This window comes from Leptospira mayottensis 200901116 (assembly GCF_000306675.2).
GTDB lineage: Bacteria > Spirochaetota > Leptospiria > Leptospirales > Leptospiraceae > Leptospira > Leptospira mayottensis.
Genome location: NZ_CP024871.1, coordinates 2,393,768 through 2,410,000, shown reverse-complemented (window position 1 = coordinate 2,410,000; position 16,233 = coordinate 2,393,768). Strand labels below are relative to the sequence as shown.

Genomic DNA, 16,233 nt, shown 5'->3' with positions numbered 1-16,233 from the left:
ATTATCTCTCTTTCTTAATTCTCTATAAATGACTTACCTATCTCTGCAAAATAGATATTCAATTCTTTAATAATTAATTTTCGACGCTCTTGTAAAAAATCCTTAAATCTTGTGATTTCCCATAGTTCTTCATAGATTGGGATAAACTGTTTTTTAAGTCGATCGTTTTCGATTTTCTTTAAATACTTATTCGGTAGAGTTTTTGATATTTCTTTATTTGCTTTAGAAGATAAGAATGCGATATTAGCCAAGTCGTCAATTAACTCTGTTTCTATTTCAGCTTCTTTTAATATAGATTTTGGAAATATATGATGTAATTCAATTTGATTTTCGCTACCGTGATTGCCGGTGCTTAAATTTATTCCATTAAACCAATCTTTTGCTTCCTGCTTTCTGCATAACGAAAATAATAATGGCATAAACTTATTACTACGATATTCTCCTGCTATCATTTCAGGAGTAAATTCAAAGCTAGCAACACTTCTTCTCAAATTCTTTACCAGGTTTTGAATTGGCGCTTCGGAATTGATTGCTTTAATGTCATTGTCAATTTGGGCTTCGGCGCCCCCTGTAAATCTGCCGAGGCCAGTAGCCGCTAAATACCAAAAAAGAATTCCATTGATAGAACCATCATCCAGTTTTGAATTCAACTTATTCATATAGTAAACAATAGGGACTAATGCGTTCGTTGATGGTATAAAGTTAGAAGATCCGATTCCAACATTGTTTTTCAAAAAATTTATCGTCGTATCAATTGATTTTTTTGTTTTTCCCCAAATTGAAGGTAGATTGTTTTTTCTTTCGTTCCAAAGTGTATCTAAAGTCTTAAAGCTGCTTTGATCGGTTCCTATTACTACAAAACACCTCATTAAAAAACTTGGACTAAAATCAAAACTAATATTTTCGTATTCGGTCAGAGCAATTTTGAATTCATCGTTCAATGCCCCAGGCCAATTGAAAGCTAATCGGGCCATAGCTAATTCCGCGAATTTTAGTCTTGTTCCTTTGGAGTTTAATCTTATAAAAGATTCCGTAACTTCTTCAAAGTCATCTGTATGTAAAGTTAATACCGGAAAAGAGTAGTCTTTGATTTGAGATAGATTTTGAATTCTATTCATATAAGCTTCTTGAAGGGGTGAAGTTTTATCTATTTTCAATTTTTCTATTATATCATTCCATATAGTAATTGGATTTTCTAAAACGGATTTTACTGCTACCCAGGAAGGAAAATTTTTAAGTTTGCTACTATATATAGCAAAGGACTCGTCTTCAACATTAAAATATACTGGTATTTCTCCTTTTAGGAGTTTTTGAAGAGATGTAAGCCGTTGTTGTCCGTCTAAAATCAATAAGTCAGGAGTTTTAATGGAATTTTCTTTTAATTTTGGAAGTGTTTTCGTTTTCCATAAATAAATTAATCCTGTCGGATATTCTTTGTAAAGTGATTCAACCAAATCTTTGACCTGGGATTTGTTCCAAACATAATCTCTCTGTATTTCCGGAATACCAAGCTCTCCGGCATTAAATTTTTCAATTAATACGCTAATTGATGTATCTGCTTTTTCTAATTTTTTTGCCATTTTGTATCATTTAATATTATGTTAATATACATAAATATTTCTTGTTGAATTTTTGGAAACGGTAATTATTTTTTTGCTCCTTTATTTTAAATGCTTCTGCTGCTTAGGTTGGCAAAAACTGAATATTGCAGGAATTTAAAATAATATTGAATCGAGGTATAATTGGTTATCCGATATCGTTTGTGTATTTGAATTTGAGGATGAAGTTTTCACTTTTTACGAAACGATACAAATTTCGTAGAACGTATATGAAAAAACATTCTACGTTTTTCTCAATTGGAAAGAAGGATCTAGCTAACTTAAGGTTTTCCTGCGATTGTAGGATGGATATGCCGCTCTGGTAAGTTTTAAAGAATCGATTTTAAGGTCTGTATATGCAATTATCGTTATTCTTTATGAGTAAGAATCAACGGTCATCTGGGTTTGAAATATTATAATAAAAACTAGCAACTAAGATTTAAAATGTGGGAACTCTCTTGCGTGGCTTTGCGGGAACTGACTGAATGATTGTAACTGATTTATTTTAAGGTTTGAGGATAGGCTTTAAAACAAATGGAAAAAATAGATTTTTGATGCAAAAATAAGTCTAAAATCGATCTGACTTTAAATAGTCGTCCCTGAAAAATTGAGATTTTTAACGAAAAGAAACAAGCAGTGGTCTTGAGATAGATCTAAAACGGAAAAGCCAGAATTTGTGTTTATAAAAACGCACCGTTTCGGACGATGCGTTTTTTATCTTAAAAAGAAACCGTTCTTGCAAACAACAGAATCGTTTTGCTGGTTTTATTGATCACTTCTTCTTTTTTTTCTCTTCTGTTTTGAGCGCGAGTAAAGACTTACTTTGCAACTCTATCTTTTTCTTTTCAGTCCAAGGAATCGCAATACTTAACTCTTCTGCTAGAGAAAGAAGATTGTCGTTAATGTCTACAAGTTCGTCGATGATCACGAAGTAGGAAACACTGGATTTCAGTTTGCTGTCTCCTTTTTTGATTCGTTTCATCTGACTTTTATAGATGTTCTGTTTGATTTTTTCTAAGTTTCTGGTTTTCTTTTCCGATCTTGCTTTTTCCAAAAGATCCGGGAATTTATCGGAATCTGCAATGAGCTCCATCAAATTCGTGGCGGATTTCCTGAGTTCCTTCACCTCTTCCTTTTCGTCTTTAGAAACCTCGTGAAAAGAACTGATTCCGTTCGACGAGGTTCTAAGAATATTCCAAATACTTTCCGTAATTCGATCCAGATAATTGATCGATTCGGTGATCGGATGAATGGAAGAAAGATCTTCTTCTTCCAAATGTTTGTTTGCGATCGATAAAAAACTGGAAAGGGAATTTTCCCTCATCTTTTTTAAGTCTTTCAAAAGTTTTTGAGTCTGTCTGAAATTTTTCTTTTTACCGTTTACGTAACCCGCACAGACGTTGTTCAAAGCCTTTCTTGCAACGTTTAAACTCGCGAGCATGGAGGAGATCGTCCTAGAAAGAGCTCTTTCCGGATGCTTTTTGAGAGTGATGAGTTTTTCCAGATTTTCGTCGTATGTTTCCTGACGCTTTTTGTGGATCCTTGCAAAGAGGAATATCAAAAGTGTCGCGATTAAAACGAGGACGATCACCGAAGAGAATCCGAAGATATACAGAATCGATCCGATTGCTCCTGCAGTCGCTGATGCGATGATGGCGGTAAAGAACCAACCACCGACTACGGTGAGAACTCCGCTTACTCTGTTAACGGAATTTTCCTTATTCCAGGCTCCGTCTGTGAGAGAGGTTCCCATTGCCACCATGAAGGTCACAAAGGTTGTGGAGAGAGGAAGTTTGTAAAGGGTTCCAATCAGAATCAATGCGCTTGAGATTTGAATGTTTACGGAAGCTCTGAGTAAGTCGAAAGCTTCTGTCTCATGCATTCTGACGATCTCCAAAGAATTTTTCTGTTCGAAGCGCTTACCGATAAAATTACGAACCCTTGTGGGAAGAATCGCCTTGATCGGAGTATAAATTCCGAGTGCAATTTGGACGAAAACCCGAGCAACCAAATTCGTATTAAAACTCTCTAATGTTTCTCCCTGAGAGCCGAGCGTAACTTCGGTTTGTGTTACTGATTCGGCTTTTTTGGAAAACCAAAGAGAGAAAAGCATGATACAGGCTGCGCCTAAGAGAATAAAGTTCGGAGTCTGAACGCTTCCTGCAAGACCGGTTGCCAAAGCGGTTGGATCTCCTCCAGCCTGAATTAAAGTCCAAGTAGTAAAACTTGCGAGAGGAACGCCGATAAAATTCACCAAGTCGTTGCTCGCAAAGGCCATCGCGAGAGAACCCGTTCCGATCAAAACTAGGAATTTTAGAATATTCCATTCTAATAGTACTAGGATTTGAAAAAGGATCGAAAATCCTACGAAGCTAAATAGAAGAATGTTTGTAAAATTCTTATTCAGATAATCGCTTATTTCCGAAGGAATGAGGTTGGAACCTTTCATCGCCGATAAAAGCGTAAAAAAGATCATGATAGTGACAGAAAGCCCTCCGAAAAGCCCTCCAAAGTATTTCATCGAATTCTTTAAGTTGAACGAAAAAATGAATCGGAACACGAACTGTAGAATGATTCCGGAGAAAAAAGCGACAATCACGCTCGTTACGATTCCGAAAATAATCTTGAGTGCGCTTTCCGAGTTGATGATTTGAAACGCACCGCTCAAAGTTCCGGTTTTTAAAAGTGCAATTGCAAGAGCGGCTCCTAAAAGTTCAAACACCAGAGATACCGTTGTGGAAGTCGGAAGCCCTAGGGTGTTGTAAAGATCCAGAAGCACGATATCCGTGAGCATAACCGCTAAAAACAGGAACATTAGATCCTGAAGTGCAAATCCGCTCGGATGAAAGATTCCTTTTCTTGCGACTTCCATCATACCACTGGAAGAAAGGGCTCCGAGAATGATCCCGATTCCGGCTACTACCAGAATGATTCTTTTGGAGGAGGCTTTAGAACCAACGGCGGAATTGGTGAAATTTACCGCGTCGTTCGAAACTCCGACTAGGAGATCGCCGACTCCGAGGATTGCCATTAGAACGACGATGATTAAAAAAAAGTCCATGAAACGCTTCCGTTTATTGTTTTGTTAGTATCTAAAGTTTTCGCTTTGACTCTTGTTAAACGTAAATCCGGCGCTTACTTACTCTGGTCGTGGATCTAACATTATGTTGTAGTCTCCAACATAACAACGTTTGTTGAGAGTTATCCTTGAGTCTTTTAAATCTGTGGAACCGGACAACTGAAATTTTGCCGTGAACCCATCTGTGATTATTACTTTTGTGTTACAAAATCAACCGGTTAATCTTCCAAATCCCAAAAAAAATCCTTGTTGGTGAGTTCTTCTTCTTGGGAAACCGATTCTGTAACGGAAAAGAAATTTTTTCCTCCCAGTGAATTGTAAATCAATTTGTATTGTTCTTTCAATTCCAGAGTTTCTTTTTCCCAGTATTCGTTTCCCGCAAAATGGGGAAAGGCAACTGGAAAGGAGGGATCTGTCGTAAACCTACTGGAAATCCAGGCAGAGTAATGAACAAACCGCATTGCGCGAAGAATTTCCACAAGATCAAACCAGGAGTCGTTGAATTCCCTAAATTCTCTATAGCCGGAAAGAATATGTTCTCTTTCTTCAAGTCCTTCTTTTCCTCTGGAAAGTAACATCCAAAAGTCCTGAACTGCTGGACCTTTTAGACAGTCATCAAAGTCGACGAAAAACCATCCTTCTTTTCCGAAGAGTAGATTTCCCTTATGGCAGTCTCCGTGAATTCTGTGCAGAGGAACCGTTTCTATTTTTTCCCGAAAAAGATCTAAAATCCGATTTGCGACTTCGAGATAATCTTTTTTGCAACTCGGAGGAATCCATTCTCCTTTAAGTAGGGTTTCTAAAGGAGCGGTTCCATATGTTTCGGAATCGAGCGTGATCCTGTGCTCAAAATGTTTTGCCTGACCGATATTATGGATTCTAGCGAGAAGCCTTCCTAAAATTCTAAGATTTTCCGGATTCAGTTCGTCGGGAGATCTTCCACCTACTCGGGGCCAGAAAGAATAATAAATGTCTTCTTGAAACAAAGAGAGGCTACTTTCATTTTCAAATAAAAAGGGAGTGCAGACCGGAATTTCTTCCTCTTTCAGATCTTGTAGAAAATGATGCTCTTCTAAAATTTGCTCTCTGCTCCATCTTCCGGGACGATAGAATTTGGAAATGATATGGGAACCGTCCTCCAACCTAAGGTCGAAGACTCGATTTTCCAAACTGTTCAGAGCCATACAATGACCGGAAGGTTCGTATCCTGCCTTTTCGGCTAGGGTAAGAATTTCTCCCGGATTGAGTTGAAAAAAGTCAGCCACAGGTTCCAGAATTCTTATTTCCAGTTTCTTTGGAAATTTTTTTATTAGGTCGAGATGGAACTTGGTCGTTTTGTTCCGATCTTGATGGAATTTGGTTTTCAATAAAATCGGATTTTACAAATTGATTCTTGAGAAGGAAAAATCATGAAGATATCAGTAGGAAATCTGCCTCAGGAGCTGACCGAAGACGAACTGAAAAAGATTTTTTCGGAATTCGGGACCGTTCAGGAAGTGCATATTAAAAAAGATAAAACTACAGGACGTTCTTTGTCTTATGGATCCGTCGAGATGGACGATTCCGCGGGAACGAAAGCAATTGTGGCATTGAATAAAAAAGAAATCCAAGGTAAACAGATTGCAGTAATTGATTCTGAGGAACTAAAAAAAGAGTTTGAGAAAAAACAATCTATAAAAGGAGGAGGGGCTTCCGGTAAGATCCATGGAAATCAGTCGAAGACTGGAGGATTTTCCAGCGCTGGTGTAAGAAGAACCGGAGGAAGAGGAAAATGAAATTGACACGTTTAATATTCGTCTTTGCAATTTTTTGTGTTACGATAGTTCCCATATTTGCAGAAGATTTAGTTATCAAAGATATTCGTATTGGAACTGGTAAGGAAGCATTCTCCGGATCGAACGTTACGGTGCACTATGTTGGAACGTTGGTTAGTGGTAAGAAGTTTGACAGTTCTAGAGATAGAAGAACTCCTTTTACTTTCAATTTGGGGGCGGGAGAAGTCATCAAAGGTTGGGATCGCGGGGTTCGCGGTATGAAAGAAGGTGGAATTCGCAAACTTACCATCCCTCCGGAGCTCGGTTACGGTTCGAGAGGTGCGGGTGCAGCTATTCCCCCAAATTCCACTCTCATTTTTGAAGTAGAACTGCTTAAAGTGTACTGAGTTTTTTTCTTTTGTAACAGATTTTACCGGATTCTGACATTAGATTTGGTCAGCTTTCCGGTTCTAATCTATCGTAAAAAGGAGGAGCCTTCCGATTGCGATAGCTTAATAACCAGATGCCTTATGATTTTTTCGAACATTTTCCGTTACCGGCCTGTATCTTAGAACCGTCTCTTTTAATCCAAAAAGTAAACTTTGCTTTTTGTAGAACTCTAGGATATTCAAAAACAGAACTAGAGGGAATTCAAAACTGGAATCAAATTTGTCAGTTTAAAGACGCGACATTCCATTTTTCTGATCCTTCTCTTTGGCCTTGCACGAACTTTTCGAATGAAAATCCTGCGTATTCCGTTCTTTTTCTTACAAAAGACGGGGTTCAAAAGGAATATTCGGTTTCCTTTGCTTTCGATCGTGAAGAACTGCGAATCTTTGCTTATTTGGAAGCTCCTCAGATTTTTGAGAGAACCGTTGTAAAATTCGATTCTCAAAGAACTTCTGTAGTAGATAAGGATTGGGAAAAACCGAGCGTTTCTTGGGTTCAAAAGGAAAAATTGGACGCAATTGGAACTCTTTCCGCGGGGGTTGCACATGAAATCAATAATCCATTGATGGGAGTTATCAATTATGCGGAAATGATGTTTAACGGCATCGAAAACGGAAATCCTCTTCGTAAATATGCAGGAATTATTCTGCGAGAAGGAAATCGAATTTCCGAAATCGTCAAAGATATGCTTACCTTTACTCGAATCGAAAAGGAAGAAATAAAAGTCCAAGATATTAAATCCGTTTTCGACTCTGCGTTCAGTGTGATAAAAGCCTGTATCGATAAGTCTAAAATCGAAACGATCGTACCCGATCTAAAAACTCCTATTTTTGCGGCTTGTTCCGTCGGAAAACTCAGAAAGGTGTATTTCAATCTGCTTACAAATGCAAAGGATGCGATTGAAAGTAATCCCGATCCGAGTCAAAAAAGAGTCATGACCGTTCGTTGGGAGAAGTTAAAGAAAGAAGATCGAAATTTCGTCCGCACTATCATAGAAGATACCGGGATCGGTATTCCGGAAGAAAACAGACATAAACTTTTCGATCCTTTTTATACAACAAAAGACATCGGAAAAGGCACTGGTCTCGGACTTACGGTCTCCTATAACTTAGTTCGTGAAATGAAAGGAGATATTTCTTTCGAAAGTGGAAACGGAGTTACACGCTTTTATTTGGATCTTCCCGAATCGCTTTGAAAGAAAGATCCTTGACTTTATGGGAGACGATCTACTAGATTCTCCTTCAATTCGCCATGGACGGCTCCCAACAATCAGAACAGAAAGGCTACGATTCCCTTTATTCCGTATTGTTTGAGATCGACGCGATCATTTCCTTAGACGACAATTTCAGAGTGATCTTAGCTAATCCGGCTACGGAAAGAGCGTTCGGATATCTTTCTTCCGAGCTGATCGGAAATTCCATCGAACACTTGTTTTCACTTCGTGTTCGAAAGCGATTTTATAGAATTCTAAAAAACATTGCTGAACTTCCGGATAAAAAAAGGCAAAAACCTTTCGGGCCGATTCGTATGATTCGAAAGGATAAAACGGTTTTGATTTCAGAGATTTCTGTTTCAGTCACCGGACCCGAGGGGGATTGTCAATATCACGTCATCATTCGGAATATATCAGAAAAACATAGAATTCTAATGGAGCTAAAGCGAGCTAACGAGAACTTGAGGAAAATGGACCGTGAAAAAGAAGAGCTTTTGGAAAAACTCGAAGAGAAGGTTCGGCAGAGATCCAGGCTACTCGCAGGCTATTATAAAGGAATGAAAGAGGAATTGAATCTTGCGAAAAAGCTTCAGACGGAAATTCTTCCGGATATTCCTTCCATTGCGGGAGTTCAGATCCATTCTATGTATCTTCCGATGATGGAAGTGGGTGGGGATCTTTACGATTTATTCCAAATCCGCCCAGGGGTTCTCCGGGTTTTTCTTGCGGATGCGACGGGACACGGGATTCAAGCCGCTCTTCTTACGATGACTCTTAAAGGAATTTTGGAATCCATCAAAAAAAAAGATACGGATCCGGGAACTATTCTCACGGAATTCAACCGCGAATATTGCAAGAATTTCGGAAATATAGGAATGTTCTTCTCTTGTTTTCTTGCAGACATAGATACGGTTTCCAAAAAAATCTCGTATGCTTCCGGAGGTCATCCTACTCAATTTTTTCTTTCCAAAGATCTTGTGTTGGGATTGGATCGAACGGGATCTTTACTCGGTCTCGATTCGAACAATCGATACAGTGTTTTTAAATTCAGCTATCAATACGGAGATCGTTTGTTCTTACTCACGGATGGAATTTATGAGGAGTTTAATTCCGACAAACAGCAGTTTGGGGAGCTTGCTGTTCAAAATATTCTCGCAAAAAAATTTTGGGAACCTATGGAAGAGACAATTCCGGCCATTTTGCAAAGTCTGATTGAACATTTAGGATCACAGAGAATACAAGATGATATTACGGCCATTTTGATAGCTTTAGATTTTCCCGATCTTTGAAATGTTCCCTTCGATTTTGTTTCTTTTTCCTGAGCTTCGGTTTTTGAGTTTTTCCGCTTATAACACCCGTTTGATGTCGGGAATAAATACGAGTCAAGTGAAAAGACTACAATGCTTTTTAGAAAATCAAAAAGTTCAAGTTTTCTAAGAACGTGATCCCTATTGATGATCTTTATGGCTGGATTTGGAGAGCTTTTTATGTAACTTTGATATAAGAGGATTGGAAAGATTTTTTTAAAAGTAGGAGTTCTTACATTTTTACAGCGCTTAGACTTGCTTTAGCAGCCGAAGTCAACCGCAAGCTCCGCCGTGGACCGGAAGCCTGCTTTTACACTTAAAGATTGGGTATTTCTTGTTTATAATGTTGTTGGAAAAAGTAGGGTAGTTCTATCCGTGAAACTTTGAAAAGAACCAGGAGATGGTCTCGTCCCTTTTCAAATCCGGAAGAAGGATCGTTTCGTAGTGATTTTTATCCGGTAGAGTGAGAAACACAGACCGTTTGATTTTTTTTTGAAAGGTATATATTGCCTCATCGGGAAGTAGTTCGTCTCCTTTTTGAAAATTTGGTTTTCCGGCCCGAATTACTAAAACGGGGGAAAGGATTTGGGAGTAATTATTTTTTCTTAATATTCTAAAACTTGCAATTGGATTTCGTAAAAATCTCAAAGGTATCTTCCAGGGACTTAACGCTCCTCCCATATTTCTCAGTTCGGAATCGATCGCATGAATCGGAATATTGCATTTATATTCTGTAGTACCGGAATTGATCGTATGAATTTCCTCCAATTCATAGTTTAAAAAATCCTCAATATCCTTGTTCCAAGAGCTAAAGATCGGAGATTCTTTCGCAAGTTTGAGATACGTTTCTCTGGAAGAAAACGATCTTCCTAAACGTTGTAAAGATTCTTGGATCATAAATAGACTGGAAAGCTTTTTTTTAAAGGAAAGTTGTCCGCCCCCGTCGATCAAACAGAGTTTATTGGTTCTTAGCGGATAATTCTTACCAAAGGCAAGAGAAATCCAACAACCCAAAGAATGAGAGAGAAGATTTGCTTTTTCGATTTTTAGAAAGTCCAACATGAACTTTAGATCTTCTGCATGTAAGTCGTGAGAATAGGAGATTTGTGGTTTAGAGGATTGTCCTCTTCCGCGAAGATCGTATGTGATTATCGTAAGGTTTTGTTTGACTAACTCTTTCGCGAGAGGAGCAAAGTTTTTGAGATTACCGGTAAGACCGTGAATACATACCACAGGGGGAGGAGAATGTTTAGAAAACTCTCCATAAATTTCCGCCGCCAGGGTTTGCGAGCCTCCGATAGGAATTTGGATAGATTTTGAAATCGACTTTTGATTTGAAGGAGAAACGGGATTCTTCATTCGTCCGTTATTTCAGTTCGGAATCTTTCCATCAAGCTTCTTAACTCGGATTTGATTCCGAACGAAACGCGAAATAAGTGAATGCGATTTTTTCTTACTTTCGGATTACTAGATATCATTGAGCGTTATAGGAATCGTATGTTGAGGTCTTTGATTGACAAAACAAATCGCCAATTTTTTTCTTTGATTGGAAGTTGACGATATTGTGCAAATTTTTTTCTCCGAGGTTTTTCGAATCATTCTTTAGAAAATTTAAGAAAATATAATTCCTAAGAGAATCATTTTTAAAAGATCGAAAAGACGTAGAACATATCAGATTTCTTGCAGTTGGTATATGATTGCAACCACCTCAAAAACATTTCGTCTAATTTCGAAAAACTATTTATAACGTTGAAATCTACTTTTGAGATGATTTTTAGTACTTAGGTTGCAAATACTTCGAACTTTTTTAGAGATGATTGAAAGTCTGCCCCAAAATCTTAGAATGTAGGAGCTCCCACGAGAGTTTAACAACAATAAAACCCGTTAGAAATTCCATAAAGTACCAAAGGAATGTAATCTGTGAAAACCACTGTGTTTTATTACGAACGTATCGAATGATTGCAGCTCATTTTTCTTAAAGTTTTGGGACAAATTTTTAATCAATATAAACTCCATAGATAAAAAACCGCATTGTGATCAGCTTACAAAGCCCGTAGATGATAAAATTCCTGGAGATTCCTAAATAAAAAATCATAGAAAAAGTTAAAGATAGAACTTAGAGAATGATGCTTCCTTGGAAATTCTGCCGTTCCAATGGAATTGAAAAATCTGAGTTTTTCAAGGTCTTGTTTTCATTTTAACAAGATTTTATCTTTAGTTGTTCCGACAAACGACTTTAGGAAGAGGTCGTTTTACTGGCAATTCAAGTCTGCTTAGTATTCGTTGGGGCTTACTATTTTCAAACTGTGCTTTCATCATTTGAGTGGTGTGGTTTGGGGATAATTATCAATTTAACAAAAAAGGCTGGTGGATTCTAAATTGAAATAGGGAGTTAGTAGGAGTTCCTACGCTCTTACACGGAAGATTCCAATTGTTGAATTGTGAGAACTCCTACTGACTTTTTCACGGGTAATTTTTCGTTCTCTGAAAATTCAAACGCAATCAAAGACGCGTAGTGGCGAAAGAGCGAGGTTTTTGCGCTTTTTGGCTTTATCCATTGAATCTTCCGGGACTGGAAACCTCAGAGTTTTTTGTAGAGAAGTTCCGACGGTTGACCCAATCGGTTTCACTCAAAGAGGCGCCATAATAAAAAGAAGTATTTCATGGTTTCAAAACATAAAAAACATACACTCAAATGCGATTTTGCGGACCGGAAAATAGGGGAAGTTTTTTTGAGTCGAAAAAATACTGGAAAGAACGCGAAACCTTATGACCTTAGATTTGAATTGAATACAGGAGTATAAAGGACATTTTTGAGTATCCGGACACTGGGCTACGGAACCTGCTTGCATTATTTAAACTGAGATTTACATTCGCATTTCGGGAAATACTATTATGCAACATACGAAAGAAGAAATTCTAAAAGACATATATCTTTTCTCCAATTTTACAGAAGACGAATTGAGTGCCATTGCGGAAAAGACAGAATATAAAGTTTACGAACAAGGTGATGCAATTTTTCACGAAGGCAACGATGCAAAGGCGTTTTTCGTGGTAATCTACGGAACTTTAAAAGTTCTTACCTCCACTGAAAAAGGGGACGACGTGAACGTGACTACGATTGCAACGGGCGATCATTTTGGTGAATTGCCGTTTTTGGATCCCGGTAAGCGTTCCGCTTCGGTAGAAGCGATGGAGAGATCCGAACTTTTGAGAATTCCTTACGATCATTTAAAAACGGTCTTTGAAAAAGATTCCAAAGCCTCTTTAAAATTTTATCAGGCGATTTCCCATTTTTTAGCTAAACGTTTAAGAATGTTGACGCACGATTTGACTTATGCAAGAGAACTAAGAAAGAGATATACGATCTGATTTCTTGACTGTTTCTTTTTTCCAAGCATGAAATCTTGTCTGAAATGAACTTCGATACAAAATCGAACCGTTTTTGTATCGCTCCATTCTTTTTACACCCTTGGTAAGGAATGTTTTTTAGAGAATCTCGACTTAAAAAAGAGATTCGTTTCGTTTTCCCGAATATTGATGGAATCGAAGTAAAAACTGATTGTCGAAAAATTTTTTTAGGAAAGCTCGTATCTAAAAAATCCTCGATATATTTTGGCTGCGAGAAGATAAGACTATCGGCAAAGATCTTAATAAGGGTATTCAAAATCTTTAAAGGAACATTCTAAGATTGAAAAAGGAGAATGATCGCAGATTCTATGTCTTGAATTTGGATCGGTTTGGCAATATAGGCGTCCATGCCTGCTTCCAGACATTTTTCCTTGTCTCCTTCCATTGCGTTAGCCGTCATTGCTACGATCACCGGTTTCGATTTTGCGAAATCTTTTCGGATAAGATGCGTGGCTTCGTAGCCGTCCATCTCGGGCATTTGGATATCCATAAAAATTAGATCGTAATTCCGCTCTTTCAAACATTCGATTGCTTCCAGACCGTTTAACGCTGTATCCGCAGTATATCCAAGTTTCATAAGAAGACGAATAGCAATTTTCTGATTAATTAAGTTATCTTCGACTAAAAGAATTTTGAGTGGAATTCTTTCGGAGAGTAGTTTTTCATTTTCTCCTTGTTTTTCTTCTTTTGGAACCTTGGTGGGAAACGCTTTTTCAAAATTTTTACTGAGTTCTTCCAAAAGAATCGGTTTAAACATCATAAAGATCTTAAATCCGGGACGGTTGAAAAGTCCGTTCGTAATGTGATAATAGGAATCCTTCAGCTCTTTTTCCACAAAAAGAATGATCGTAAGTTTTAAAGAAGGGTTTTGATTTTTGAGTTCGTCCAACATTTCGGGTAGATTCATATCCGGAAGATTTAGGTCTGTAAGAAAAATTCCGATTTTTTCTTCTCCGCTGATAGTACGAATTGCTTCTTTTGCTGTTTTTACAATCTTAACCGAAAATCCGTTTCGTTCGCAGAATTTTTTTATCTGTTCCCTAAAGTCAAATTCTTGGAGCGAAAGAACCGCCATGGTTGCCAAGTTCTTAGAATGAAGTTCTTGAATTCCAGCTGGAATTTCGTATTCTAATTTTTCCGTAAGAATGGATAAGGTAAATTCGGAGCCTTGATTCACTTGACTTTTTACGATGATTTCACCTTTCATCAACTCGGCTAATTTTTTACTGATCGTAAGACCGAGTCCGGAACCTCCATATTTCCGAGTGGTGGAAGAATCCACTTGACTGAAAGCTCTAAAAAGAAGTTCCAATTTCTCTTCGGCAATACCGATTCCCGTGTCCTTTACATGAAAGATGAGTCTGAATTTATTGTTCGGAAATTTTTCGGCCTCCACTTTCAAAAGTATTTTTCCTCTTTCCGTGAACTTAATCGAGTTTCCGAGAAGATTTGTCAAAATTTGTCTCAGTCTATACGGGTCGGAGATAATCCAATTCGGAACCAGGGAGGATATGCTGAATTCGATTACAAGACCTTTCTCTTCCGCCATGGGACGGAACAAGTTGATCACTTCGCTCGTGAGTTTTTCCGGAGATACGGGTTGCATTTCAAGTGTAAGCTGTCCGGATTCAATTCTTGAAAGATCAAGAATGTCGTTTAACAAAATAAGCAAATTTTGTCCACTCGACTTGATGATATCCAAATATTCTCTTTGTTCCACACCGAGAGGTGTGCCCTCTAAAAGACTTACCGTGCCGATTACCCCATTGAGAGGGGTTCTAATTTCATGACTCATCATCGCTAAAAAGTCTGTTTTCGCTTTGGAAGCGGCTTCGGCGCTTTCTTTGGCACGTTTTAGAGAATCTTCATATACCTTCCGTTCGGTGATTTCGTGCCAGACCGAAAGAAAAACTCGTTTTTGACTGATTATGATAGGAATCAGAGTGACTTCTGTGGAAAATTCTTCACCGTTAAAACGTTTATAAATCCACTCGAATGTATAAGAACCTTTTTTCAGAGCAATCGATTCGAATTCGCTCATCATCTTTTTTTCTATTCTTCCGTCGGCTTGAATTTCCGCAGAGAAATGAGCCGGATGTTTTCCTAAAACGAGTTTTTTATCGGAACATCGGAGCATTTTCAGAGTTGCAGGATTACATTCGAAAATTCCGGAGTCGTCATATAACACGTGAGGTTCGCTCGATCGTTCAAATAGAAGTTTAAATTTTTCTTCGGCTAACTTTTTATCGGTGATGTCCACAGAAACCGCGCTGACTCCTGTGATTTCGTATTCCGCGTTTCTGATTGGATGAAAGGAAAGTTCGCTGAAAACGAAGGTTCCATCCTGATTCGGTCTTTTACCTGCTATGCTAAATTTTTCTCCAGACAATGCCCTATCATAGAATTCCTTCCAATATTCGAAAACCTTCGGAGGGAGTTCCTTTTGAAATACGTTAAAACCGGGTGAGATTTCTGAATGATAAAAATCCTGCATTGCATTTTGGAATTGAGAGTTGAATATGAGTAATTCATAATTTTTATCGATGGACCATATCATCGCTTCCAAGTTTTCAATAATCGCGTTTAGGTTGGCTTCCTGTTCCGTTATCGTTGCCGCTTGTTCCAGGATAAATTTTCGCGCGTTGACTTTTTCGGTGATATCTTTGATCTGGACTAGAATGATTCGGTTCAAACGGGTGGAAACTGTTCGAAAGGATGTATTTCCCCAAAATTTTCGACCTCGAAACGTCTTAAATTCCACTTCCCAGGAGGGGGTTTCTCCAGATAAAATCTTTCTCTTTCTGGATTCGTATTCGGAAAAGGAAAACCCTGGGGTAAGTAAATTTGAAAATGGAATATTCAAAATATCAGATGGATTTTGAGTTTCGAAATGTAGATTTGCGGTTTGGTTGGTTTCAAGAATCAGATCTTTTTCCGGATCGAGCAATAAAATTGTGTTAGTCGATTTCTGAAAGATCGTTGAACGAAGTTCTGCGTCCTGTAAAAAAATACTAGGAGTTTCTGAAAAGGATAATTTTGAATCCGTAAAAAACGAAAGTAAAATATGACTTTGTCCTAAAGGTAAAACCTGGATTTCTAAGTTTAAAGATTCTTTTTTTTGATTTTGATAACTTGCTTTAAGGAAAGAAGTTTTTTCATTTGAAGATCGGGCTTCCCCCCAGATAAAAGTCCAGGATTCGGGCGTTGTCCAACTCCATTGGGAAGGATGGATTTGATTCTCTAAATTCTCTCTAAACTCCTGAAACGGCTGATAAAAGTTCCAGGTGATCACATCTCCCGAAGAGTTCAAGATTAGAAAATTGAAATCAGGTCGTAAAGAAGTCATTTATTCCTATAACCAAAAAGAGGGTTTTATAATTTTCTGCATTGAAAGCATCAAACAAGCAAAATAAGAAAATGT

The 16,233-nt window shown here is 37.9% G+C and carries 10 protein-coding genes; 5 read left to right on the top strand and 5 right to left on the bottom strand.

Going from position 1 to position 16,233, the window contains the following annotated elements; genetic code table 11:
• Positions 1 to 14 precede the first annotated feature (14 nt).
• The 3 genes from LEP1GSC190_RS20250 to LEP1GSC190_RS10900 all read right to left on the bottom strand — a co-directional run bounded on the left by LEP1GSC190_RS20250 (position 15) and on the right by LEP1GSC190_RS10900 (position 5,942).
• A complete protein-coding gene (locus tag LEP1GSC190_RS20250) occupies positions 15 to 1,580 on the bottom strand; it encodes a DUF262 domain-containing protein (RefSeq protein WP_002747832.1) in 1,566 nt (521 codons plus the stop codon).
• A gap of 790 nt (positions 1,581 to 2,370) precedes the next feature.
• Complete coding sequence (locus LEP1GSC190_RS10905) at positions 2,371 to 4,659, bottom strand: inorganic phosphate transporter (RefSeq protein ID WP_002747780.1); 2,289 nt, start codon at positions 4,657 to 4,659, stop codon at positions 2,371 to 2,373.
• Positions 4,660 to 4,895: 236 nt separating this feature from the next.
• Positions 4,896 to 5,942, bottom strand: coding sequence for a serine/threonine protein kinase (locus LEP1GSC190_RS10900; protein WP_036048258.1), 1,047 nt, complete (start codon positions 5,940 to 5,942; stop codon positions 4,896 to 4,898).
• 144 nt (positions 5,943 to 6,086) lie between these two features.
• On the opposite strand from LEP1GSC190_RS10900, the gene LEP1GSC190_RS10895 reads away from it, so the two are divergent.
• The 4 genes from LEP1GSC190_RS10895 (at position 6,087) to LEP1GSC190_RS10880 (ending at position 9,383) form a co-directional block, all read left to right on the top strand.
• Positions 6,087 to 6,452 carry an RNA recognition motif domain-containing protein gene (locus tag LEP1GSC190_RS10895; protein ID WP_002747711.1) on the top strand — a complete coding sequence of 122 codons (366 nt, stop codon included), beginning with the start codon at positions 6,087 to 6,089 and terminating at the stop codon, positions 6,450 to 6,452.
• Positions 6,449 to 6,838 carry an FKBP-type peptidyl-prolyl cis-trans isomerase gene (locus LEP1GSC190_RS10890; RefSeq protein WP_036035360.1) on the top strand — a complete coding sequence of 130 codons (390 nt, stop codon included), beginning with the start codon at positions 6,449 to 6,451 and terminating at the stop codon, positions 6,836 to 6,838. The genes LEP1GSC190_RS10895 and LEP1GSC190_RS10890 overlap by 4 nt, the downstream gene beginning before the upstream one ends.
• A 116-nt stretch (positions 6,839 to 6,954) precedes the next feature.
• Positions 6,955 to 8,076: a sensor histidine kinase gene (locus LEP1GSC190_RS10885; protein ID WP_002747732.1), complete on the top strand. Its 1,122-nt coding sequence runs from the start codon at positions 6,955 to 6,957 to the stop codon at positions 8,074 to 8,076.
• Between the two features lie 56 nt (positions 8,077 to 8,132).
• Positions 8,133 to 9,383, top strand: coding sequence for a SpoIIE family protein phosphatase (locus LEP1GSC190_RS10880; protein ID WP_002747935.1), 1,251 nt, complete (start codon positions 8,133 to 8,135; stop codon positions 9,381 to 9,383).
• 387 nt (positions 9,384 to 9,770) lie between these two features.
• Here LEP1GSC190_RS10880 and LEP1GSC190_RS10875 read toward each other — a convergent pair whose 3' ends face one another.
• On the bottom strand, positions 9,771 to 10,760 hold the full coding sequence (locus LEP1GSC190_RS10875; RefSeq protein WP_002747811.1) for an alpha/beta hydrolase: 990 nt from the start codon (positions 10,758 to 10,760) through the stop codon (positions 9,771 to 9,773).
• A 1,536-nt stretch (positions 10,761 to 12,296) separates the two neighbouring features.
• Between LEP1GSC190_RS10875 and LEP1GSC190_RS10860 the strand changes: the two genes are divergently transcribed.
• The gene (locus LEP1GSC190_RS10860) at positions 12,297 to 12,773 is read left to right on the top strand and encodes a cyclic nucleotide-binding domain-containing protein (protein WP_002626433.1); all 477 of its coding nucleotides are present in this window, start codon (positions 12,297 to 12,299) and stop codon (positions 12,771 to 12,773) included.
• Between the two features lie 313 nt (positions 12,774 to 13,086).
• Here LEP1GSC190_RS10860 and LEP1GSC190_RS10855 read toward each other — a convergent pair whose 3' ends face one another.
• Positions 13,087 to 16,158 carry a PAS domain-containing hybrid sensor histidine kinase/response regulator gene (locus tag LEP1GSC190_RS10855; protein WP_002747876.1) on the bottom strand — a complete coding sequence of 1,024 codons (3,072 nt, stop codon included), beginning with the start codon at positions 16,156 to 16,158 and terminating at the stop codon, positions 13,087 to 13,089.
• Positions 16,159 to 16,233: the final 75 nt, after the last annotated feature.

Coding starts and splice junctions, on each gene's coding strand:
- LEP1GSC190_RS10855 (WP_002747876.1), bottom strand. CDS start 16,158: ATGACTTCTTTACGACCTGATTTCAATTTTCTAATCTTGAACTCTTCG.
- LEP1GSC190_RS10875 (WP_002747811.1), bottom strand. CDS start 10,760: ATGAAGAATCCCGTTTCTCCTTCAAATCAAAAGTCGATTTCAAAATCT.
- LEP1GSC190_RS10885 (WP_002747732.1), top strand. CDS start 6,955: ATGCCTTATGATTTTTTCGAACATTTTCCGTTACCGGCCTGTATCTTA.
- LEP1GSC190_RS10880 (WP_002747935.1), top strand. CDS start 8,133: ATGGACGGCTCCCAACAATCAGAACAGAAAGGCTACGATTCCCTTTAT.
- LEP1GSC190_RS10895 (WP_002747711.1), top strand. CDS start 6,087: ATGAAGATATCAGTAGGAAATCTGCCTCAGGAGCTGACCGAAGACGAA.
- LEP1GSC190_RS10905 (WP_002747780.1), bottom strand. CDS start 4,659: ATGGACTTTTTTTTAATCATCGTCGTTCTAATGGCAATCCTCGGAGTC.
- LEP1GSC190_RS20250 (WP_002747832.1), bottom strand. CDS start 1,580: ATGGCAAAAAAATTAGAAAAAGCAGATACATCAATTAGCGTATTAATT.
- LEP1GSC190_RS10890 (WP_036035360.1), top strand. CDS start 6,449: ATGAAATTGACACGTTTAATATTCGTCTTTGCAATTTTTTGTGTTACG.
- LEP1GSC190_RS10860 (WP_002626433.1), top strand. CDS start 12,297: ATGCAACATACGAAAGAAGAAATTCTAAAAGACATATATCTTTTCTCC.